Origin of the sequence: Paenibacillus dendritiformis (assembly GCF_945605565.1) — a bacterium.
Taxonomy (GTDB): domain Bacteria; phylum Bacillota; class Bacilli; order Paenibacillales; family Paenibacillaceae; genus Paenibacillus_B; species Paenibacillus_B dendritiformis_A.
Genome location: NZ_OX216966.1, coordinates 2032970 through 2055000, shown reverse-complemented (window position 1 = coordinate 2055000; position 22031 = coordinate 2032970). Strand labels below are relative to the sequence as shown.

The 22031-nt window shown below is 54.7% G+C and carries 25 protein-coding genes; 4 read left to right on the top strand and 21 right to left on the bottom strand.

The features are described from left to right. Positions 1 to 121: 121 nt before the first annotated feature. Positions 122 to 1009 carry a hypothetical protein gene (locus NNL35_RS08845; RefSeq protein ID WP_006677106.1) on the bottom strand — a complete coding sequence of 296 codons (888 nt, stop codon included), beginning with the start codon at positions 1007 to 1009 and terminating at the stop codon, positions 122 to 124. Between the two features lie 135 nt (positions 1010 to 1144). On the opposite strand from NNL35_RS08845, the gene NNL35_RS08840 reads away from it, so the two are divergent. Next, positions 1145 to 1543: a DUF2614 family zinc ribbon-containing protein gene (locus NNL35_RS08840; protein ID WP_040731402.1), complete on the top strand. Its 399-nt coding sequence runs from the start codon at positions 1145 to 1147 to the stop codon at positions 1541 to 1543. A gap of 54 nt (positions 1544 to 1597) precedes the next feature. Here NNL35_RS08840 and NNL35_RS08835 read toward each other — a convergent pair whose 3' ends face one another. The 17 genes from NNL35_RS08835 to uptA form a co-directional block, all read right to left on the bottom strand. Next, on the bottom strand, positions 1598 to 3370 hold the full coding sequence (locus NNL35_RS08835; protein ID WP_006677108.1) for a glycosyl hydrolase family 18 protein: 1773 nt from the start codon (positions 3368 to 3370) through the stop codon (positions 1598 to 1600). Positions 3371 to 3482: 112 nt separating this feature from the next. Beyond that, the gene (gene perR, locus NNL35_RS08830; protein ID WP_006677109.1) at positions 3483 to 3920 is read right to left on the bottom strand and encodes a peroxide-responsive transcriptional repressor PerR; all 438 of its coding nucleotides are present in this window, start codon (positions 3918 to 3920) and stop codon (positions 3483 to 3485) included. A 153-nt stretch (positions 3921 to 4073) separates the two neighbouring features. Beyond that, positions 4074 to 5267, bottom strand: a complete 1194-nt coding sequence (locus tag NNL35_RS08825) for a DUF4097 family beta strand repeat-containing protein (RefSeq protein ID WP_006677110.1) — start codon at positions 5265 to 5267, stop codon at positions 4074 to 4076. A gap of 25 nt (positions 5268 to 5292) precedes the next feature. Further along, positions 5293 to 5982: a hypothetical protein gene (locus NNL35_RS08820; RefSeq protein ID WP_006677111.1), complete on the bottom strand. Its 690-nt coding sequence runs from the start codon at positions 5980 to 5982 to the stop codon at positions 5293 to 5295. Positions 5983 to 6004: 22 nt separating this feature from the next. Continuing rightward, complete coding sequence (locus NNL35_RS08815; protein WP_006677112.1) at positions 6005 to 6583, bottom strand: RNA polymerase sigma factor; 579 nt, start codon at positions 6581 to 6583, stop codon at positions 6005 to 6007. A 170-nt stretch (positions 6584 to 6753) separates the two neighbouring features. Continuing rightward, positions 6754 to 7479: an MgtC/SapB family protein gene (locus tag NNL35_RS08810; protein WP_006677113.1), complete on the bottom strand. Its 726-nt coding sequence runs from the start codon at positions 7477 to 7479 to the stop codon at positions 6754 to 6756. After that, positions 7467 to 7928 (bottom strand): GNAT family N-acetyltransferase, encoded by a 462-nt coding sequence (locus NNL35_RS08805; RefSeq protein ID WP_254553314.1) that lies wholly within the window; start codon positions 7926 to 7928, stop codon positions 7467 to 7469. Before NNL35_RS08805 ends, NNL35_RS08810 begins: the two co-directional genes overlap by 13 nt. A 166-nt stretch (positions 7929 to 8094) precedes the next feature. Then, a complete protein-coding gene (gene gatB, locus NNL35_RS08800; RefSeq protein WP_006677115.1) occupies positions 8095 to 9537 on the bottom strand; it encodes an Asp-tRNA(Asn)/Glu-tRNA(Gln) amidotransferase subunit GatB in 1443 nt (480 codons plus the stop codon). Positions 9538 to 9551: 14 nt separating this feature from the next. Continuing rightward, positions 9552 to 10997, bottom strand: coding sequence for an Asp-tRNA(Asn)/Glu-tRNA(Gln) amidotransferase subunit GatA (gene gatA / locus NNL35_RS08795; protein ID WP_420798531.1), 1446 nt, complete (start codon positions 10995 to 10997; stop codon positions 9552 to 9554). A gap of 35 nt (positions 10998 to 11032) precedes the next feature. After that, complete coding sequence (gatC, locus tag NNL35_RS08790; RefSeq protein WP_006677117.1) at positions 11033 to 11320, bottom strand: Asp-tRNA(Asn)/Glu-tRNA(Gln) amidotransferase subunit GatC; 288 nt, start codon at positions 11318 to 11320, stop codon at positions 11033 to 11035. 346 nt (positions 11321 to 11666) lie between these two features. Beyond that, positions 11667 to 11945 (bottom strand): hypothetical protein, encoded by a 279-nt coding sequence (locus tag NNL35_RS08785; protein ID WP_006677118.1) that lies wholly within the window; start codon positions 11943 to 11945, stop codon positions 11667 to 11669. Positions 11946 to 12377: 432 nt separating this feature from the next. Continuing rightward, positions 12378 to 12761, bottom strand: coding sequence for a hypothetical protein (locus NNL35_RS08780; protein ID WP_006677119.1), 384 nt, complete (start codon positions 12759 to 12761; stop codon positions 12378 to 12380). A gap of 192 nt (positions 12762 to 12953) precedes the next feature. Next, on the bottom strand, positions 12954 to 14159 hold the full coding sequence (locus NNL35_RS08775; protein ID WP_006677120.1) for a M24 family metallopeptidase: 1206 nt from the start codon (positions 14157 to 14159) through the stop codon (positions 12954 to 12956). A gap of 105 nt (positions 14160 to 14264) precedes the next feature. Further along, complete coding sequence (locus tag NNL35_RS08770) at positions 14265 to 14402, bottom strand: hypothetical protein (protein ID WP_254553313.1); 138 nt, start codon at positions 14400 to 14402, stop codon at positions 14265 to 14267. Between the two features lie 106 nt (positions 14403 to 14508). Beyond that, positions 14509 to 15132, bottom strand: a complete 624-nt coding sequence (locus tag NNL35_RS08765; protein ID WP_006677121.1) for an MBL fold metallo-hydrolase — start codon at positions 15130 to 15132, stop codon at positions 14509 to 14511. Positions 15133 to 15228: 96 nt separating this feature from the next. Beyond that, positions 15229 to 15795 (bottom strand): thioredoxin family protein, encoded by a 567-nt coding sequence (locus NNL35_RS08760; RefSeq protein WP_040731415.1) that lies wholly within the window; start codon positions 15793 to 15795, stop codon positions 15229 to 15231. A 2-nt stretch (positions 15796 to 15797) separates the two neighbouring features. After that, a complete protein-coding gene (uptA, locus tag NNL35_RS08755; RefSeq protein ID WP_006677123.1) occupies positions 15798 to 16409 on the bottom strand; it encodes an undecaprenyl phosphate transporter UptA in 612 nt (203 codons plus the stop codon). Positions 16410 to 16609: 200 nt separating this feature from the next. Here uptA and NNL35_RS08750 point away from each other — a divergent pair, with 200 nt between their 5' ends. Both NNL35_RS08750 and NNL35_RS08745 read left to right on the top strand, forming a co-directional pair. Continuing rightward, the gene (locus tag NNL35_RS08750; protein WP_006677124.1) at positions 16610 to 17062 is read left to right on the top strand and encodes a cupredoxin domain-containing protein; all 453 of its coding nucleotides are present in this window, start codon (positions 16610 to 16612) and stop codon (positions 17060 to 17062) included. Positions 17063 to 17140: 78 nt separating this feature from the next. Further along, entirely contained in the window at positions 17141 to 17452 is a 312-nt protein-coding gene (locus NNL35_RS08745) for a hypothetical protein (RefSeq protein ID WP_006677125.1), read from the top strand. A gap of 52 nt (positions 17453 to 17504) precedes the next feature. On the opposite strand, the gene NNL35_RS08740 is transcribed toward NNL35_RS08745, so the two are convergent. Beyond that, complete coding sequence (locus NNL35_RS08740; RefSeq protein ID WP_006677126.1) at positions 17505 to 18500, bottom strand: LLM class flavin-dependent oxidoreductase; 996 nt, start codon at positions 18498 to 18500, stop codon at positions 17505 to 17507. A gap of 170 nt (positions 18501 to 18670) precedes the next feature. Here NNL35_RS08740 and NNL35_RS08735 point away from each other — a divergent pair, with 170 nt between their 5' ends. After that, positions 18671 to 19615 carry a D-2-hydroxyacid dehydrogenase gene (locus NNL35_RS08735; RefSeq protein WP_006677127.1) on the top strand — a complete coding sequence of 315 codons (945 nt, stop codon included), beginning with the start codon at positions 18671 to 18673 and terminating at the stop codon, positions 19613 to 19615. Between the two features lie 102 nt (positions 19616 to 19717). Here the strand turns inward: NNL35_RS08735 and NNL35_RS08730 are convergent, their stop codons facing one another. Both NNL35_RS08730 and NNL35_RS08725 read right to left on the bottom strand, forming a co-directional pair. Then, complete coding sequence (locus NNL35_RS08730; protein ID WP_006677128.1) at positions 19718 to 20737, bottom strand: hypothetical protein; 1020 nt, start codon at positions 20735 to 20737, stop codon at positions 19718 to 19720. Positions 20738 to 20832: 95 nt separating this feature from the next. Further along, positions 20833 to 21873: a hypothetical protein gene (locus tag NNL35_RS08725; protein WP_006677129.1), complete on the bottom strand. Its 1041-nt coding sequence runs from the start codon at positions 21871 to 21873 to the stop codon at positions 20833 to 20835. Positions 21874 to 22031: the final 158 nt, after the last annotated feature.

Below are 22031 nucleotides of genomic sequence, written 5' to 3'. Positions count from 1 at the left end.
CACTTGCCTCCTTCAGAAGGGCGAATACTAATGTATCATATCCATTCCGGTGAAGTCAATCCCTTTTTTAAAAAAATAACGCCGCATCCGGATTGGATGCGGCAAAGTGGTTCATGTATGGTTAGCCTGCCCATTCATAAGCCGGCGTTCTTCCCAACTCCCCGTAAGGAGATGGATGGTCAACCAGCTTCTCGCGCAAATATCCTCGATAAGCGAGCTTCTTCAACAACATGGGCAAATATTCCGTAAGCGCCCTGAATTCGGCATGCTCCAGCACATCCGTGATAGCAACCGGCGCGCCGTGTTCCTTAATCCATTCCAATAACGGATGACAGCATTCCGCGCTCTTGGTAGAGAGAGAAAACTCGCAAGCGAGCAGCGCCAGCTCGATTCGCTGGGCCACGGTCTCCGTGCTTGTCGTAAATTCCTCATACATTTTATATACGCCGAGATTCAATAGCTTGACCTGCTGCCACAGTGCTGGCGACGGTATTTCCTTCTGTTCCATCACGGCAATGCGTGCCCAATAATAGAACGCTTGATCTACGAAGCGATAAGCATCCAGCATATGTCCTGCACCTGCAAATTGCTTGGCCTGGGAGTAGCAGTCCAGGAACATCGCATACATCTTCATGTATTCCGATTGAAATAATTCCTTGCCGCCCGCACGATGCAGCTGCTGCCATTCCGCCAGCATACCGCTGCGATCGGCGATAATCTCGGTTCGTCCAAAGGAAGACATCATAGGCAGACCCTCCATTGATGTGCTCCATGCTCTCCACTGATCCGGATGGATGAATATCCACTGCGTGATGGAGCTGTCCTGCTCCGTCTGCGTATGATAGGGAGAAGACGGACACTGTTCATCGATAACGATATACAGGTGATCACACCTGTGGTATTCCTGTACTGCCAGCTTCCTCGAGTCAGGGATCAACTGAAGAACGCCTTGAATGTGCGGCGCGTTCATCCATTGCTCCATCTTGACCTTGTCTATTGCTTGCTTCATATGAATCCCACGCTTTTTCGACTTTCTTGCCAACCAGCTTTCTTTTGTCTTGATTCATGTTTATAATTCTACATAGATTCTCTCTTTCCTTCTATGTTGCAAAACATTTTCAAGACATGTAATGGGAGGCTCATGATGAACACTCGGCTATTTAAGACAAGCAAGCTTAGTGAATTCCGGTTGTGGGGGCTCGTCCTTATTTTAGCAGGCATGGGTATGATGATCTTGGGCACCTCCGGCATATTGATGTGGGGCGTGCAGGGCCGTCCGTTCGCTGCGGTATTCATGGTGCTTGGCGGCATTCTTCTATTGGGAAGCATGGGCATTTATTTTTGGGCCGGCATGCTCTCCACGAGTGTCGTCGCGCTGGAATGCCCGGAATGCGGCAAGCCGACGAAAATGATCGGCAAGACAGACCGCTGCATGTTCTGCCGGACCATCCTGACCTTTGATCCGGCCAAAGCCAATGCAGGACTGTCTGATGAAGCTCCTGCCGAATCGGGTCAGCCGGTTGCGTCCGCGCCGAAATCTTGACGGTACATAAGAAAAGCCGCCTCCCTTACCGGGAAAGCGGCTTTTCTTCTTATTTTAAGGAACGGGCGGATAACGCAGCACATCCCATATGTCATCACTCGCGAACGTGCGGGCCCAGACGGCGATTCCTCCGAGGCCCAGCCGATCGGCCAGCTCAATCCGCGCCCGGACGGAACGCTCATCCTCAATCCAAATCCGCTGCAAGTTCCCTTCTTCTTTATACTCAACGTAGTGCTGTCCCGCAGATTCATCAAATTGCGGCTTCAGCTTCTTATCCGTCAATATATCTTGAATCGATTGCATGCCCAAGGCTTTGGAACTCACCTTCGTCTCCCCGTCCTGCACTTCTTCCGTCCAGATACGCGTATAAAGCGGCATGCCCAGCACCAGCTTATGCGCCGGCACGCTGTCTTCATTCATAATTCGCGTCACCGCTTGCTCGGTCCACGGCAGAGATGCGACGGATCCGGCGACAGGGCTTGCCGCCCAATGCTCGTCATACGCCATGACCATCATATAGTCGACAAGCTTGCCGAGGGCTTCCCTGTCGAGGAATTGCGACCATCTGCCGCTATCCGACTTCGCCGTCACATCGATGGATACGACGAGACCTTTGGCATGAAGCCGGGGAACAAGCTCTCTTACGAACTGGGTCAGCTTATTCCGATCCTCGACATTCACATTTTCAAAATCAAGATTGATTCCGTCGGCCTGATAACGATCCGCCAATGCAAGCAATTGACCGATCGTACGATTCCGCCGTTCGAAGGTCGAAAGGGCTTCCGTCGTCCGCTCCGGTTCGAAGCTGTTGCTGTACAGGGCCCACACCTGCTTGCCGTTCCGGTGCGCCCATTCGGTCAGACTCATGTCCGCCTTGCTGAGGACATTCCCTTCCTCATCCTCCAGACTGAACCACGTCGGGCTGATGACATTCGTTCCCGGCATATCCGGCAGCTTGGATGGGTCGGGATTGCGCGAATAGACGGCCTCCCAGGCCAGGCTCACGGGCGTCTTCTCCTCGACGAACTGCGGCACCCGCGCCTCTGCCGTCTTAGGTACGGTATGTGCGTCTCCCGGCAATATATCCTCGGCCGCCACATACCCCAATGTGCCGTCATCCGCCTCTACCCGGAGCCAGTCTCCGCTCTCCTCCCAAATGGTCACTGCCGACTCGCTCTTCAGATCAGCGATAATCGGCGACTTTTTGTCTGAACCCTGCCTCATCGGGACCGTGTCTTCCGGCTCCCGCAGCTTCACGATCGTGCCGGATTGGAGCGTCTGGCCCGGCATTCCGAACTGAACCGCTCCGTTCGCCGGATACTGCTTCACTTCAATCCCGTACAGCTCTTCGAGCACAGATGCGGGAACATGCACCGTCTCTCCGATGCGGACGGCAGCCGCCGGCCATTCCTTCGGACTTCCGTTCAGCATCCCGCCCAGCTGGTCCAATGGCATCGAAGCGACCGAGACCGGGCTTGTCAAAATAACAGTGTCGCTCTCCGCTTCAAATGTGACCGGCAGCAATCCATCCAGCGCCGGCACCGGAATGAGCAGATCATTTCCCTGTCCTGTCGTGCCGTAACCGCTCCATGTCCCGTTATAGGTGAGCGGCTGCTCAACTTGCGTCATCTCGGACTCCGCCCGTTCATGGCCAGGCCACCACTCCGACCATCCTTTCCAAATGCACACGGACAATACAATAACTCCTATTATGATGACGAGACATCCGCCGCAGCCGCCCTTTTTGCGCTGGCCACGGCTTCCCGGCATGTTCACATGCCTTCCATTGGCCGTCCTTCCACCCCGGCGCTCTCCCCGGTAACTCATGTTGTCGTTCCTCCTACTCCCAAGTCTTGCTCTCCCTGTCAAAAAGAAAACGCGCAAGCAAAATCTGCTGCGCGCATGTATGATTCAACGATTGTCCTCCGGAACGATCCGGTTACTTCTTGGCAGCCTCAGCTGCACACGATTCGCACACGCCATACACTTCCATGCGGTGTCCCCGTATGAAGAAGCCCGTCCGTTCGGCGGCGGTCTCCTCTACCGATTGCAGAGCCGGCAGCGTGAAATCGACAATCTTGCCGCATTGCTCGCATATCGCATGATAGTGATCGGAGACGTTCGCATCAAATCGGCTTGAGCTGTCTCCGTAAGTCAATTCACGCACCAGGCCGGCTTCAATAAACAACTTCAAGTTGTTGTAGACCGTGGCTACGCTCATGCTAGGAAACTTGGGCTCAAGCGCCCGATATATTTCATCCGCCGTCGGATGGTTCATCGCATCCATCAAATAGGTTAAGATCGCATGGCGTTGTGGCGTAATGCGTACTCCGGACATTTTCAATTGTTCCAATGCATGTTGAACCCGTGTCTTCATCCTGTCCACCGCCTTCTACGCTCATGATTCCTTCGGGTTGTCTGATCTGTACATTGTAACGATTATCAAGAAATAATATCTATATGTCCATTGTACGGTTACCTTTTTCGATTTGTCAATGTTATTCTGTCTCGGACGCCCGCAACTCCGCGATCATCTCCTCAGAACATGAAGGTCTCCATTCGTCTGCAAAGCGATATCATGCCTCCCGCTTCCCAGCGTTCCTTCGATACGATTGTCGGCAATGTCCAGCGGATAATCCGAAGTAATGTCGCCGAATGTATTCCTGCCGGACACAGTGGCATCTGCGTCATCCGGAAGGTGAATCGTCATGTCCCCCGCCAGACTCAGTAGCTTCCAGTGTCCTCCGACAACCTCCGATTCGACCAGCACGTCCCCGCTCAGCGTCTCCGCCTGAACGGCTCGTACCGCGCGGCTAATATCGATATCGCCGCTCTTCGTGTTCGCTGTCACATCCCCCTCGATGTCATGAATGATGATATCTCCCCGGGCCGTGTCCGCATTCAGATCCTGTCCAATGCCCTTCACGACAATATCTCCGTCCCAAGTGCGCGCTTGAACGGAGTTATCGATATTGGCAATCTGGATCGATCCGCTCTTCGTCTCGGCGGCGATGGCGCCGCGGAGCTCACGGATATCAATCAGCCCGTCGTCCAGTTGGACATCGAGATTCCATGCAACCTTATCCGGAACCGTAATGCTAAGGTCGATGCGGATGAGTTGTTCATTCGCTGCATAACGTGCCGGCGCCCCTTCGATGCGAACCTGGTGTTCTGCGGCGGACTCCGCGATGTCTACGCGGGATCGGTCTGCCAGCCGCTCGGCCTCTTCCTTGGACAAGCTGCTGACGATGACCGTCGGTTCCACCTCCACATCCGTCACATTCCCGCTCCGTATCGACACATTGCCATAGCGATTGCGAACGGCAAGCTCACGAATCGAACGGCCTTCGATGGAATAATTCAGGGCAGACTGCTTGAATTTCATTCCTTCGGCAAGCTTCATTTCCTTCATCATGGAAAAATCGAACTGAATGCTCCGCACCCAGTCCCTGAATAGATAAGGCTGGGCAATCATGAACACCGAGACGGATAAAAAGATGGCAGCGAACATGCCGAGCCAATCGATCTTCCAGCTTCTCTTCCCGTCCGGGCTTCGCCCGCGCTTGGCGCTCACCACCATCTCCAATCCCCATAGCACGAAGATGCAAGGCCACCACACGAGCAGAAGCCGGATGCTGCGCAGGCCGAATAATTGATCGACGAGCACCATCACGCCGACGGCGATAATCAACAAGGCTGCAGTAATCCGGCCTACCTTTATCAAGTATGCCCCAACTCCTTACGATCGGCTAGCGTCTTTTGCGCGATTCCTTGATTAGCAGAAAAATCCCTCCGCCGATAAGCACCGCTGCTCCAGCGTAAGATCCTGCATTGCTGAAAAACCAGCGCAGCCAAGCCGGATCGACCGTGAACAGCAGCAGAACGACCCCGCCGAACAGGAGCAGCAGGCCAAGCCAAGGGCCTTGCTTGACATTGCCGGCTCCCAGTCCATAGACAGCCTGCTGGTTGACGCGCTCCGTACTCTGCAAAGCGTCGAACAAATTGAAGAAATAAATAACAGGCAGCATAAGGGCAAGCAGCACGATAAGCGGCACGTTAATCCGGGCATCGGTAGCGCTGAAATAGACAATCGCTACAATATCCAGAGCGAGCAGCATCATAATGAGCAGTCCCCGCTGCATCAATCCCAAATAAAAATGGCCGCTTCCCGGGAAAATAAAGGACAGCAGGAGCGATAAAAATTTGCTCTTCCGCTGGGGCGGTGTTCCATATACGGGAGGTACAGGAGGCATTCCGTCATACGGCGGATAATTGCCAGGATGCTGGTGCTGACGCTGCTGATGCTCCAGATTCGCCATTCTTCGCCGGAGAAATTGCTCTTCTTCTCTGTCCCATTCCGGCGTGCGGACCTGGTCCATCCGCTGGCGTTCCGGTTGCTCCACCGGTGATTCCTTGTCTCTGCGGCCTCCATCGTTCATTGTATTCATTCCTCCCTTGCAATCATACGGCTCCGACCGATTCGTTCCATACATTTTTGAACAGCGCTTTGGCGCGGTACAATCGGGTCTCAACCGTCCGCACCGGCATTTGCAGCTGTTCGGCAATCTCGGCGTAGGTTCGCTGGCGCATATGGTAGAGCACCATCACGGTCCGGTACTTGTCCGGGAGGCTGCCCAACGTCCGGCGCACCTGCTCGCATCGCTCGCGCTTGATGACCCATTCCTCCGGCATCGCTTCCTCATCCTGATGCGGAAGGGCCACTATCGTAGCAGGCTCCAGCCGATCGGCGGCTCCCCGTCTCTGTCTCCGCAGCGAATCGATGAGCTGGTTCCGGGTGAGACGGTACAACCATGTCGTCCATTTCGAATCCCCGCGGAATGTATGGAGCCGGCGGTATACTTTGACGAAGACCTCTTGTGCGATATCCTCTGCCAGATGCCGGTCCTGAACCGTTTGACAAATACAAGTTAACACAAATGGGCGGTGTCTTTCCACCAAAATGCGCATCCCCTCTTCATTGCCGCCCAAAATAAGCTGAACGAGCTGTTCATCTGATTGATTCCGCAATTCACGTTCCACGATAGCCGACTTCCTTTCCGTTTCTCCACGATGGCAGCCTGTCGGGCCGCCTCTCCAATCTTCTGCTTTTATTGTAAGGCGGACGGGGAAACGAAAGAAACCTTCCCGGGTCCAGGAAGGTTTCACCGACTTTAGTCTAGTCTGCATTGCGCCAATCGCCGGGGAAGCGGCTATTCAACGGTAACGGAACGCACGCCGGACATCTGCTCGACTTGGGTCGTAAATGCAAAAATTTCGAACTGCCGGGGTACAATAAGGACAACTTGAACTTCGGTATGTTTGATATCCGGACCCTCGTAGGGGCGATTGAGCAAGCGCTGCGTCGTAACTTTTTTCGTCTGAATCTCCTGTTCGTTCAAAAATTCGTGGAGCTGATGAAGAAAATGGGAAGCTCCGTCCGTCTCCAGCGTAAGGACATAGGTTTTCTTGCTTGTAAAATACCGCTGCTCAATCTTGTTGAAGACAAACAGATTGACGATGACGAGCACCGTTGCCGCGACGGCCGCGAAATAAAATCCGGCTCCGACGGCGAGACCGATCGAAGCAACGACCCATAAAGAGGCGGCCGTCGTCAGACCGGCGATCGATTTGCCCGTAAAGATAATCGTTCCCGCTCCGAGGAAGCCGATGCCCGTAATGACCGCCGTCGCGAGACGGGCCGGGTCAACCCTGACATTGCCTTCATAGACGAATTGAGCGAAGCCATAAATGGACAACAGCATAATCAAGGCTGAGCCGAGACATACGAGAATATGCGTGCGCAAGCCCGCAGGATGATTCGCCTGCTCCCGTTCCAATCCGACCAGGCCGCCCAACAGCATCGCCAGGAACAAGCGCATCATCAGCGAGACATTGTCAATGACCCACGGATTTGAGGCGTCGATTATTTCTCCCATCCTGAACCGCCCTCCTCCGACACCCGTTCCAGATGGCGAAGATATACCCCGGGTGCGATTTCTTCTTCATGCCGGAATCGGAAGCCCGCACGCTCATACAACCGCAAGGCGGGAGTGTTGCGGGCCCCCGTCGCAATGCGGTGAATGGGGAATCCCGGAATCTGCAGGACATGCTCCAGCAGACGGGAACCGATGCCTTGGCGGAACGAGCGCGGATGAACCATCAGCCGGCAAATATCGATCACATCCGGTTCCGGCACCTCATACGAGATGGCTCCCATCAGCTCGGCTTCATCCCACCAGCCATAGAAGATTTCCTTGCAATGCCTCAGATCGTCGATCGTATCCATCAACGGAGGAATCCGGTCGAAGCCGAGAAGATCCGCTTCGATGCGGTAGGCGCTCTGCTGCAAATACCATAATTGTTCGAGGGTCTCAGTATCATTCATATCCAGTTGACGAAGCACAATCATTCCCCCACAGACCGTAAATTTTTATTGCTCTATTTATCTGTAAGCAAAAAAAGACGAAGTATGCGCCAAGCTCCTCCATGTGAATCGATGAAAAAACTGCGGCGCATGCTCCGTCTTGCGGACTGCTATATCGTAGCCGGTATCATTGGCTGTTCAGGCACTGGACCAGCAATTGATTGACGAGTCCCGGATTCGCCTTGCCCTTCGTCTCCTTCATCACCTGGCCGACGAGGAAGCCAATCGCTTTTTGCTTGCCTGCCTTATAGTCCTCGACCGATTGCGGATTGGACGCGATGATCTGCTGCACGACAGCCAGGATGGCGCCTTCGTCGCTAATTTGCACCAGTCCCTGCTCCTCGACAATCGTTTGCGGCGGCTTGCCGGATTCGAGCATTTCCTTGAATACGGTTTTGGCGATTTTCGTGCTGATGGTGCCCTTTTCGATCAGCCCGATCATTTCCCCGAGCCCTTGTCCGTCCAACTTGGCGGCTTCGATCTCAAGACCGCCCGCATTCAAGTAGGCGAGCAGATCTCCCATGATCCAATTCGCCACTGCTTTGGCATCCTTCGTATATTGAAGGCTGTCTTCGAACAGATCGGCCAGCTTTTTGGAGGAGGTGATGACCTCGGCATCGTATCCGGACAAGCCGTAATCGGCGGCATACCGGGCCTTGCGGGCATCCGGCAGCTCCGGAATCGTAGCGCGGATGCGCTCCTTCCATTCGTCGTCGATGACGACGGTTACGAGGTCCGGATCCGGGAAATAGCGGTAGTCATGCGCCTCTTCCTTGCTGCGCATCGACAGCGTCCGTCCTTGCGCTTCATCCCAGCGGCGCGTCTCCTGCACCACCTGGCCGCCCTCGTCCAGAATATCGGCCTGGCGCTCCTCTTCATACTCGAGGCCGCGCTGCACGCCGCGGAAGGAGTTCATGTTCTTCAGCTCAGCCTTCGTGCCGAATTCCTCCTGCCCGTACGGGCGCAGGCTGATATTCGCGTCACAGCGGAGCGAGCCTTCCTCCATCTTGACATCGGATACTTCGCAATATTGCATAATAGCCTTTAATTTTTCCAAATAAGCCTTGGCTTCTTCCGGCGAACGCAGATCCGCCTCCGACACGATCTCGACCAGCGGCGTGCCTACCCGGTTGAAGTCGACGAGCGAAGCATAGCCGCCATCGACGTGCGTCAGCTTGCCCGCATCCTCTTCGAGATGCAGACGATTGATGCGGATGCGCTTCGTCTCGCCGCCGATTTCGATATCAATCCAGCCGTTCTGCCCGATCGGCTGATCATACTGCGATATCTGATAGGCCTTCGGCGAATCGGGGTAGAAATAGTTTTTGCGGTCGAATTTGCTCACGGACGCGATCTCGCAGTTGAGCGCCATGGCGGCCTTCATCGCATATTCGACCGCCTGGCGGTTCAGCACCGGCAAAACGCCCGGATGCCCGAGACAGATCGGGCAAGTATGCGTGTTCGGCGGCGCGCCGAAGGCAGTGGAGCAGCCGCAAAATATTTTGGATTCGGTGCGAAGCTCAACGTGAACTTCCAGTCCGATTACCGTCTCATATCTAGCACTTGGCATGTCGTAAGCCTCCTCTATGACAACTGCGGACGCAGCTTGTGATGATCGGTATTCTGCTCGAACGCATGCGCCGCGCGCAGCACGGTCGCCTCATCGAACGCACGTCCGATCAGCTGCAGCCCTACCGGCATGCCGTCCGCCAACCCGCATGGAATGCTGATCGCCGGCACGCCCGCCAAGCTGACTGGAATCGTCAAAATATCATTCAAGTACATTTGAAGCGGATCGTCAATCTGTTCGCCCAGACGGAAGGCCGTCGTCGGCGCCGTCGGCCCGAGCAGAACGTCATACTTCTGGAATGCCTGTTCGAAGTCGCGCTGAATCAAGGTCCGAACCTTCTGCGCCTTCAGATAATAGGCGTCGTAGTAGCCGGAACTGAGCGCGTATGTTCCGAGCATGATGCGCCGCTTCACTTCCGGGCCGAAGCCCTGGCTGCGCGACTGAAGATACAGCTCGAGCAGATTGCCCGGCTGCTCCGCGCGAACGCCATAGCGTACCCCGTCGAAGCGCGCCAGGTTGGACGACGCTTCGGACGAAGCGAGCAGGTAATAGGTCGCCACGGCATAATCCGTATGCGGCATCAACACCTCTTCCCAGGTCGCGCCCAATTGCTCGTATACCTTCAGGGCAGCGAGCACCGCTTCCTTCACCTTCGGATCGACGCCCTGCCCGATATATTCGGACGGCACGCCGATGCGCAGGCCGCGCACCTCTCCGCTCAAGGCCGCCGCATAATCGGGAATGTCGACCCGGGCCGAGGTGGAATCCATCGGGTCGTAGCCGGCGATGGCCTGCAGCACATGCGCGGCATCCTCCACATTGTTCGTCAGCGGCCCGATCTGATCGAGGGAAGATGCGAACGCGACAAGGCCGAAGCGCGATACGAGGCCGTAGGTAGGCTTCAGGCCGACGATGCCGCAATAGGACGCCGGCTGGCGGATCGATCCGCCCGTATCGGATCCGAGAGCGAAGCTGACTTGGCCGGCGGCCACCGCTGCAGCCGAGCCGCCGCTCGAACCGCCAGGTACGCGCTCCAGATCCCACGGATTGCGGGTCAGCTGGTAAGCCGAATTCTCATTGGAGCCGCCCATGGCGAACTCATCCATATTGAGCTTGCCAACCGTAACGACGTCCGCTTCCTTCAGCTTGCGGGCAACGGTTCCGTCATAGACCGGCTCATAGTTCTCGAGGAAGCGGCTGGCGCATGTCGTGCGCATCCCTTCGCTCACGATATTGTCTTTCAAGCCAGCCGGAATGCCGGCCAGCGGATGGAGCGCCTCGCCTGCGGCCCGGCGCTCATCGATGCGCTTCGCCTGCGCCTTGGCTCCTTCTTCATTCAGCGTCAGGAACGCCTGCACCCGCCCGTCAGTCTGCGCGATGCGCGCAAAAGACGCCTCCGTCAGCTCGGCGGCGGATACTTTGCGGTCTGCCAAGGCTTGTCTAGCTTGTGATATCGTCATATCCAACAATGTCAATGCGGTTACCCCCTCTCTCTTTACTCCAGAACCGCCGGAACCTGGAATTGGCCGTCCTCTTCCTGCGGCGCGTTCAGCATGACTTTCTCTATCGGCAGCGATGGACGAACGGTATCGTCACGCATCACATTGCGAATCGGCAGAACATGCGTTGTCGGCGGCACGTCATCCGTATCCAGCTCGTTCAACTTCTCTGCGTACTTCAGAATCGCGTTCAGCTGCTCGGTATAGCGCGCTTTTTCTTCATCGGTTAAATTGAGCCGTGCCAGCTTGGCCACATGCTCGACGTCTTGTACCTGAATGCTCATCGGCAACCTGTTCCTCCTTGTCCCAATTGGGCCAAATTCATCCCTCTATTATAGCCTAGAAGCGTGGCCAACTCAACGCTGGCTTCCATTAATGCGGCGCAGCGCCGCGCTTTTGAGCCGCCCCGCAGCGGTATTAGCTTGCGGGCAGCCCCTTGCCGCCTTCTCGATACAAGAAAGTCCAAGGGATTTTTCGGCACTCTATTCGGATTCGTCTCTTCATAGAAAAATGGATTTAAAACGCTCTGCACGGAGTGCCAAGTTTGATTAGGTAAATGGACAATCTCCACCCCTTCGAAAAAATGGGGGTTCCAACGGCCTGAAAACTGCACAATATCCCTAAACACGTCTATCCGGTAGGCCAATTCTGCATAACTGCATAATTTCTCCAGACACGCCGATTCGATAAGGAAATCCGCATAACTGCATGATTTCTCAAGGCACACTTATTCGGTAAAGCCTGTTCGGCAAGCAAAATCCTGCGCAAATACAGCAATTCGATAGGGACGACTTCACCAGAAAGGGAATCCTGCAAAAGGGCAGCAATTTCACCCGCTTCGCTTCGACTTGGAGCAAAAAGGCCTAAAATGATGTAGCTGTGCAGCATTTCCTCGGGATGTAGACGCATTGAGCCGAAATTCCTGTAAAATAGCAGCAATTCCCTCCACAATTTCAAGCCCGAGGAGGAAACGATGATTCCAGAAGGCTACGATGCCTCCTAGAGCCAACAAGGCCTGCAGAAAGCGATAATACCGGCGCAGTCTCTTGGAGCCCGAAATCAGACCGTTGAGAAAGTCCATAGTGTTTTTTGGGGAGTTTTGGGCGATTCATTTTTTATGTGGTGGACCCGTGTCTCTCAATAGAAAAAATCGATGTAAAGCGCTCTGAGCGGCAAATTTTTATCCAAAAAAGTTTCGTTTCAAGATGTTCCTCTCCATATCCTAACCTGACCAAAAACAGAAACAAGCGGAAGACCAGCTTGCACCCAAACAAATTTAGTCTATCATATCAAAAAAGCACCGGTCACACGTTACCCCGTAACGCAAACCGGTGCTCTTCCTTATATCCATGCGCGCAGGTTGACTTGCCGGATGAACTCTTCCTGAGACATCGCTTCTTCCTGCTCGTTCTCTTCCTCCTGGTCTTCTGCCGCATCACCATTCATGATCCGGCGGAACAGAGACTCATTGTGAGTAGCCAGTGCATAGTCGATAAGCGCTTCCCGTTCGATGCGGTCCGCTTCCTGCTGCAGGAGCAGGCCTTCCTGCTCGACGTCAGACGCCGGCACGAAGAAGTTGCGGTTTGCTCTCGGCACCCGGATGACGTAATCGAATGCGTTATCCGCATTGCGGTCATAGGCAATGATATAGCCATATTCCCCGATAGGCAAATGTTGTTCGAAGCGGTCGGCAACAATGACTACTTTCTCTCCCAAATGCAGCATTGTCCATGCCTCCCATCCATATGCTGTTTCCTCTATCGTACTAAAATTTATGATTGCTGTAAATGTATGCTTGTTCTCGCAAAAAAGACGCTGCCTTTTCAAAATAAAATATGTGACTTCCGCGCAAATGTCAACCCGCATTCGCAGGAAATCGATGGGAAGCACGGCATTGCGAGTCCCATCCTAACCCTTTTACGGCGCCGCGATGCGCCATACGCCTTCCGGCGGGGTGGTCAGCTTCTCGAACCCGTCATCTGTTATCAGGTACGTGTTCTCGATGCCGACGACGCCCCGGCCAGGGAACGTGAATTTCGGCTCGATCGCGATGACCATGCCGGGTTCAAGCGGCATCGTGAAGCCGCGGGCCAGCACGGGCCATTCATCCATCTCCATGCCGATGCCATGGCCGAGGAAGCTGACCTGATCGCTCCCGAAGCCCATGAAATGGTCCGACAAGCCGTATTGTTCGGCCAGCTTCAACGCGTCGGCGTACAGCGTCTCGCATACCGTCCCCGGCTTCAGACTCGCCTCGGCGGCCCGCAGTATCGCCTCGGACGACTCGTAGGCCCGTTCGAGCTCCTCATCCAGCTTGCCAATGACCAGCGTCCGGGTCTGGTCGATAACATAGCCGTCAATACAGCATCCGATATCGACAAGAATCGGTTCATTCTCTGCGATGACCTTCCGGCTGGAGCCTTGCGGGCTAGCCGGGGTCAAGCCGCGTCCGCCGGCCGGACCGTCGAAGTAAGTCGGCTCCGCCCCCGCTTCGCCCGAGGCGACCATCCCTGTAATAATCTCTTGGTTGTACCCGCGCATCCGGATGAACCCGACATGGCCCTGCATGCGGAACACATGCTCGATGTGGGCGATGAGCTGGAGCTCCATCATGCCGGGCCGGACGTAAGCGGCCGCTTGCTCAAGCGCATGATGCGCCGCACGCGCGGCCGTGCGGATGCGGTCGATTTCCCACGGCGATTTGACCATCCGCAGCCCGCGCAGCATCGCGGATCCGTCGGTCCATGCCGCATCCGGCAGCACGGAGCGGAGCCGTTCGAACACCTGCACCGGAAGCACGTCGTATTCCGTGGCAATGACCGGGCGTTCGGCTGCGAACACCGCCGGGAAGCGCTCCTGCAGCAGCGTCCCGAAGGAGCGGAAGGATCCGAGCGGCTCGACCGCCACCGCGGCTTCATGCCGCGCGCGCTCCAGACTGCGCTTGACGAAGTAGACAGGCTCGCCCTGCTTCGGCACGAACAAATACCCTGTCTGCATCGATCCGGTAAAATAATAAATCCCCACATTTTGCGTAATCAGACAGCCGTCCATGGTTCGTTCCTGCATCGCTGCCTGCAGCCGGGCAATTCGCCCTTCGATTTCTTGCTTCAATACGCCTTCCATTGATCTTGCTCCCTTCCTGCTTACTGAAGCCTCCAGTCAGACGGAGGCTCCCGCCTTGCGCGAATGCTCCCGCGGGGGACACAAAAAGCGCAAACCTCACCTGGTTTACGCGCCCGCCTTCTCCTCTATCCATCCTCGTTCCTGTGCGTGCAGCCCCGCAAACACGAATTCAATCCGTGCTTCCGCCCAAGGGACAGCCTCATTCCCCCGCAGAATGCGCATCCGATCCTCAATTAAGCTCATCATACCACGAACCCAAAATCAGCGCCAATGGCCCGATGGCGTTAATAAGGAAGACGGCCTGCCCGAACATTGCGTCCGGCAAGCCGCCTCGTCAAGCATTACCTCATTATACAAAAGGATTATGCTCCTTCTCGTACCCGATCTGGGTCTTGGGACCATGCCCTGGGTAGACCGTAACGTCATCCCCCAGCGGGAACAGCTTGCCATGAATCGATTGGAGCAGCACGTTCATATCCCCGTCCCGGAGATCCGTTCTCCCTACCGACGTACGGAAGAGGACATCGCCCGAGAACAAGTGCTTCTCGTGGAGGAAGCTGACGCTGCCGGGAGAGTGGCCCGGCGTATGCATGACCTGGAACGTATGGCCGATCAGCTCCAGCGTCTGTCCGTCCTGCAGCAGATGCTCTGCAGGCTTCATCGTCATCGGCGGGCAGACTTGGGGCCACATCGTCGAACCATTCAGCTCGGGCGTCGTAAGCCAGTCCGCTTCCCGCTCATGAATATAGACCGGGCATCCGTGCGCTTCACGCACGGCGTCAACCCCGCCGATATGATCGAAATGCGCATGCGTCAGCAGGACGGCCGATACCTTCAACCCCTGAAGGCCCTGCAGCAGCGGCTCCGGATTCATGCCGGGATCAATGACGACCGCTTCCTTCGTCTCTTCATTGATCAGCACATAGGCATTGGTCTGAACCGGACCGAGTGTATAGCTTTGAATGCGGAACATAGAAGAACACCGCCTTTGTTAAAGTTGTTCGCGAAGTCGACCGCAAACATAGGTTTACCCTTTTGGAAAGGTTGACTTGTTGAACTTAGCTTGATGTCAAAAGGAAGACAGCAGCTCTTTGAGCTCGCGCACGATGCGTGTCTGGTATCCCGTGCCTTCGCCGTACGTTTCCATCATTTGCTGTCTTACCACTTTCAATTTGTCTTGATAGTCCGGCGCTTCCCGGTCCGGATTCTCCTGCTTGAAGCGGATCATATGCGCCTGCACATCGCTCGGGCGCGGGCCCCACTGGCCGAGAACATGCCCGCCGGTATCGGCGAAGATGACAACCGGCACCGAACGGCCGCCCATCGTCAGGAACTGATCCATCGTCTGCGGGAATTGCTCCATAATCAGCACTTCCGTCTCGATTTGCGCCGCTTCCATCGCACGGAAGACGACCGGCACGTTGCGGACGACATCGCCGCACCAATCCGCCGCCAGGATAAGACAGCGCAGGTCGTCGCGGTATTGAAGCGACTCGAAGAAAGCTTTATCTTCTTCATCCGCCCATGCAAATTGGTCATACCAGGAGACGAAGGTCTCCTTGTTCTTTTGCATCCCGTCCACAAAGGCTTGGGGGCGAATTCCTTTTCCCATTACGTCGGCTACGCTCTTGGCCATCTTCATTTCCCCGCTTTCTTTTTGGAATACGTATATTTAATGACAACATACACGATTAACAGCGCCAGGGCAACGAGAATAAACGGCTTGACCCATTTGCCGGCCACGTCGTCAATCTGCTCCCATTTGTCGCCCAGCACAAAGCCCAGATAGACAAACAGTATCGTCCACGGGATGACCGCCAGCGTCGTCAGGAGCGTGAATCGCCATACATTCATTTTGGAAATGCCCGCCGGTATGGAGATGGCATGCCGTACAACCGGAACGAACCGGGCCGTAAAAATAACGCCTGTCCCATATTTCTGGAACCATTCTTCCGATTTCGCAATATGATGCGGCTGAATCAGAATGTATTTGCCGTACCGTTCGAGCACAGGTCTTCCCCCGTATCGGCCGATCCAATAGACGAACAGTTGGGCGATAACCCCGCCGATGACGCCGAAGATGACCGCTTCCACAAAGGTAATCTCTTGAATCGAGACGAGAAAACCTCCGTAGGCAAGGACAATCTCGCTCGGAATTATCTCTATCATCAAGCCAAGCATGATTCCCCATTCTCCCAATTGCTGCACCCAATGCAAGAGCGTAGTCACAATTTGATGCACAAATTCCATGTCCCATCTCCTCTTTTTGCTACCAGTCTATTCTATTTTACGATGGGACATGACTCTAACGCAATCGACCGGCAGGGCTCATGTTACCGCCCTCTCCGGCATACATATGGACTAGCTGGACTGCATGGCCATTTTCGCTCCCTTACAAAAAGCTCCTGAACTCCAAGCTTTCCGAATACATGTCGAGGAGGTTCACATCTATGGCTAATTTCTGGGTCATTACCCCCAAGCAATGGCGCATCGGCTTGATCGCTATCGCCGCTATCATGGTCGGCGCCGCCTTCTGGCGGTACGAATCGATGCGGATAGAGCAGGCCGCGCAAGCCGCCCCCCAAGAGACCCGCATCCTGCATATGGTGACGGGCGAATTCAAGTCCACCCTTGAAGACGGAACCGAGATCGAAGCGTATCAATTCGCCCCCGGCACGGTGAACGCGAACGAAGGCGAGCGCGTCGAGCTGCGCATCCGGGGCGTGAACGGGCACCGCCATGATTTCGTGATTGAAGGGCTCGATATCTCCGGCACCATCGAAAAAAACAAGGAAACGATCATCCGCTTCACCGCGAAGGAAGGGATTTACCGCATCGTCTGCACGACGCATGCCGATGCGGCCAGCAATGGTCCGATGATCGGGTACATCGTCGTCGATTAGCCGCGCGAGGTCTTTCTGGCATCGGGCCACCATCCTGCATATGGTATAACACAACCTGCAGGAAAGGGGCCAACGGCCATGAAGACACCGAGACAGCGCCACACCGCTGCCCTGCCTACCGCCCGGGGCATCCGCCGGGCTTGCAGCAATGAGCTGTACCGCACGATCAAGCGCATGAATGTCTGGATTCCCGACGACAAACGGAAGGAAGGCGAAGAGCTCTATTATCGCAAAGTGATTGGCAATCTGATATGGATTCACGAGAATCACGCCAACCGCAAGAAGCTGTCAGACTGGTGGGACGAAGCCGTATGCGAGGAGCTCGCCGCCCTATGGGAGGTCGATGCGAAGAAGCTCTCCGCCTGCTTCCGCCAAGCCTTCGGCGGATAGGCAGCTCGAACAGCCGGCCGCCCGATGCGAACCGGCTTGTTCCCTATGCGCGTCAGAACATCTCCCCAATCAGCTCGTACGATCGGAGCCGCGCCGCGAAGTCATACGTCACCGTCATCGCGATCACCTCGTCAATGCCGTACCGCTCCGCAAATGCCTCCAAGTCCCGCTTCACCTTACCCGGTCCGCCGACAATCATCCGGCCGCGATTGTACCGGATGCGCTCGCGATCCCACTCCGTGTAGGGAAAGTCTGCCGCTTCCTCCGGAGAAACGAACGTCGCCCTCGAATCCCCCCGGTCGAGCAGCAGCAGCCGCAAATCGACGGAGGATGCCAGCCGCTCCGCCTCCTCATCCGTATCGGCGCAGATGACGATGATGCAGGCGTTCGCTCGCGGCTTGTCGCCAAGCGGCCCGGGACGGAACGCATCATAATAAGCGCGGACGACCTCTTCTCCGCCTTCCCCGTTAATGAAGTGGGCGAACGAGAATGAAGCCCCCGTCTCCGCCGCCTTCCTTCCGCTGTAACCGCTCGATCCGAGCAGCCATACTTCCGGCGGCTGCTCGGGGATCGGCGTCGCCTTCAGACCGTGGAGCGGATGCTCTGCAGGAAGGTCATGCTTCAGGAAGCCGCCAAGATCCGAGAGCGCCCTGTCGAAGGTGGTCTCATAATCGGCAGGCCGGCCATAGCGGAGGGCCCGCGTCGCGAGCGGCATTCCCCCCGGAGCGCGCCCGATGCCGAGATCAATCCGCCCGGGATAGAGCGATGCCAGCACGTGGAAATTCTCCGCCACCTTGTACGGACTGTAATGCGGAAGCAGGACGCCGCCGGAGCCGACCCGAATCCGCTTCGTATGGGCCGCAATCGAGGCAATCAGCACTTCCGGCGAGGAACCGGCCAGCCCGGTTGCATCGTGATGCTCCGACACCCAATATCGGCTGAAGCCAAGCCGTTCGGCATGCGCTGCCAGCTCCAGCGTGTGCCGGAATGCGTCTGTCGCATTCTCGCCTGGCAGTATGGGGGATTGATCAAGAATTCCGATGTTCATATCGCGGGCCTCCTTGCTCGTATGGAGTATAACCTATGTAAATGCTATGGTTTCCATAGCCGTTATACGATATATAGTAGCTTATTTCCGGTAAAAGAGGAAATCCGCCTCGAAGCGGGGAATCTTTTGTAGAAAAGACATGCGATAAAGGAGGACAAGCTGTGCGTAAAATGATATGTCTGCACGGACTGGCGCCTGAGCAGGAAGCCAGTATCCGGGAAGCGGCGCCGGATTGGCATATAATCTTCGGCCGTCCGAAGGATCTGGATCCGGCCGAATTCGGCGATGCCGAAGTGATACTCGGCTGGTGCGATGCCGCCCAAGAGACAGGATTGGCGCCCGGAAGCAAGCTTCGTTGGATCCAATTATGGTCATCCGGAGCCGATTATATGCCGTTCGAGAAGCTGAAGCAGCGGGAGGTTATGCTGACCACCGCGAGCGGGGTCCATCCCGTCCCGATGGCCGAGACAGTGTTCGCCATGCTGCTCGCCTTCACGCGCGAGCTCCCGCGCGCGATTCGCAATCAAACGCGCCGCCATTGGGATAAGGCAGGCCGCTTCACCGAGCTGAACGGCCGCACGATGGCCGTTATCGGACTCGGCAGCATCGGCACCGAGATCGCCCGCCTGGCCCAAGCCTTCGGCATGCGCGTCATCGGCGTGCGCCGAACTGCTCGCCCGGCGGACCATGTCGATGCCGTCCATACGCTGGACAAGCTGGACGAGGCGCTTGCCGCCAGCGACGTCATCGTCAACGTGCTCCCGAAAACCACGGAGACGGACGGCTTGTTCGACGAAGTCCGCTTTGCCGCCATGAAGCGAGGCGCCTTCTTCGTGAATGTCGGACGCGGCGCGTCGGTTCGCACCGATGCGCTCGTCCAGGCCCTGACGAAGGGCCATCTGGCCGGCGCAGGCCTGGACGTGTTCGAGACCGAACCGCTTCCGGAAGATCATCCCCTCTGGGCGATGGACAACGTGATCATCACGCCCCATACCGGAGGGAATACCGACCGTCTGAAGGAAAAAGTCACGGCGTTATTCCTCGAGAATCTGGCGGCCTACCTCGACACGGGCTCCCCCGCCCGCAATCTCGTCGATTACGACCGCCAATACTGACACGAAAAAACCGGAGGCGCCGCCCCCGGTTTTTTGGTGGGTATTTATATATTGGAAGCCGCCAATTGTCTTTTAAGGGTCAATTCCATGCATGCATAGATATCAAACGCCGTCTCCCCCGTGAGCCGCATTGTCCCCGGATTTAAGATACACCACGTTTTTGTCGGCATCCAATGCCGCTCTCACCACGGTGCCTTTATTTTCGATGAAGAAGCAGTAATCTTTATATAAGCTGTCCCATTTCACTTCAGATTTGGAAATGTCGATATTGAATAATTTCTTGGCAATCGGAGCGACCTTTTCTTTGGCCTCTTTTTCCGTAATCACTTTATTTGTCGTGACTTGTTTGCGGGCATGATGAAAAAAGTTGGTTGCCTTTCCGGTCTTTGCTTCTACATAAACCATAGCATTGTCGTCCTCAAGGACCCATGAATTCCCTCTAGCCCCGGTATATACGAGAGCTGCCTCCGTCACGTCGAATTCATGCTCTAAAGCCGTCTTCACCGCTTCAGCCGCCGTTTTCAATAATTTCGAATCAAGTTCCTTCTTTTCAAATTTGATATTGATATCGAAACGCTCTTTTTGCAGCCCCCCAGAATCGCTACCCAGACTTACAGTAAAGTCTTTCCCTCTCAACTGATATGTGATATGCTCTGTAAGCTTTTCTTTTTTATCATCATAGCCCGCGAACATGACCACTTCTTTGTCAAATGCGTATGTCTTCTTTGAATGCATCCCTTTCAATGTTTTCAGGATTTCATCTTGATCCTTTTTGCCGATTTTATCGATTGTCGTATTTCCGCTTACACTCCATATTCTTCCTGATTTATGTTCGAAGTAAGCTCGATAGTTTCCGTCTTCAGATTTGACTTCTACCACCGTTCTTGCTTCATTATCAAACTCTCCAACATCCTGCAGCTTTATCTCTTTTCCCGCGAATTGTTTTACCGCTTTTTGCAGCTTGGGAAGCAGCTTCTTGTCGATGGGAACCTTCTTACTGTCCGATTGCTGCTCTTGCTGTGTCTCCTGCGCTGCCTCCGCGCCCGCAGGTATCGGGCCTGTCAATGCGGCCAGCATGCCGGATGCGATCAAGGTTGCGACGATAGTTTTTTTCAAGTTCATGATAAAATCCTCCTCTTCGAAATATCTCATTCATCACTTCAAACTGTAAACAGACTTAAATACTTAAGATTCGCGCCGTAGTCGCCGCTGACTTCTTAGGCCCCGCGAGCCGCAGCGCTCCCCGCTTTCAGGTAGACCGCTTTTTTCTTGGCATCCAATGCCGCCCTCACACTCGTGCCATTCTTTTTGGTGAAGTAATAGTCCTTTTCCAGGTTATCCCATTTTACGTTATATCCATTAAGATCGATGTTGAACAATTTCTTTGCTAACGGAGCAACCGCTTCTTTTGCCTCTTTTTCTGAAATTCCTTTATTATCCCGTACTTTTATTCCGAGCTCATTGATTACGCTATTTATTTTTCCTGACTTGGGATCCGCGTAAATCGTAACCTTGTCGTCCCGAAGCACCCACTTTAATTCTGGTTTTTGACCTTTTTTCGACTGATGTGGACTAAAATAAGCCGTAAGGTGACCCCTCTCCATTTCAAAATTATGGGCAAAAGCCGTTTTAGCGGCATCTGTCGCCGCTTTCAACAATTTCGGATCAAGCTCTTGCTTATCGAAATAAATCTCTATAGAGATGAGGTGATCTCCCCCAATAACCCAATCTTTGTTTAGATCAGCAGAGAAATCTTTTCCTCGCAAGCGATACGTTCTCTCATCTCTCACCTCTGCCTTCTCATCCGTATACTGGTGAGTCACCTCAACTTCATTATCAAATACGTAGTCCTTCTTCGCATATATTCCTTTCAACGCCTTCAGAACCTCTTCTTGATCCTGCTTGCTGATCTGGTCAAGCGTGGCGGTTTGGCCGCCTACGGTCCAGATAGTCCCTGTATCGATGTCATATTGCGCAAAATATTTCCCATCTACAGATCGCACTTCTGCGACATAAGCCGAATAAATGACAAGCTTGCCTGCCTTCTGCAATTCAACGTCTTTCCCGGCAAATAACTTTACCGCTTTATTCAACTTTTCAGTAAATTTCGGATCCACTTGAACCGTCCAGCGATCCGCTTGCTGCTGCTCTTGCCGCTTCTCCTGCGCTGCCTTCGCGCCTGCAGGAATCGGGCCTGTCAATGCGGCCAGTATGCCGGATCCAATCAAAGTTGCGACGATAGCTTTTTTCAAGCTCATGATAAAACCTCCCATGTCATTTCTGTCATATATGCTCACCCTATAACCCTAACGAATAGATTGGAAAAAACCAACAAAACATTCTATTAAAAATAGTTAAGAAAACGTATATATCAATAAGGAAATATTAAGTAATCAGGATAGCGCGTTCGTCATTC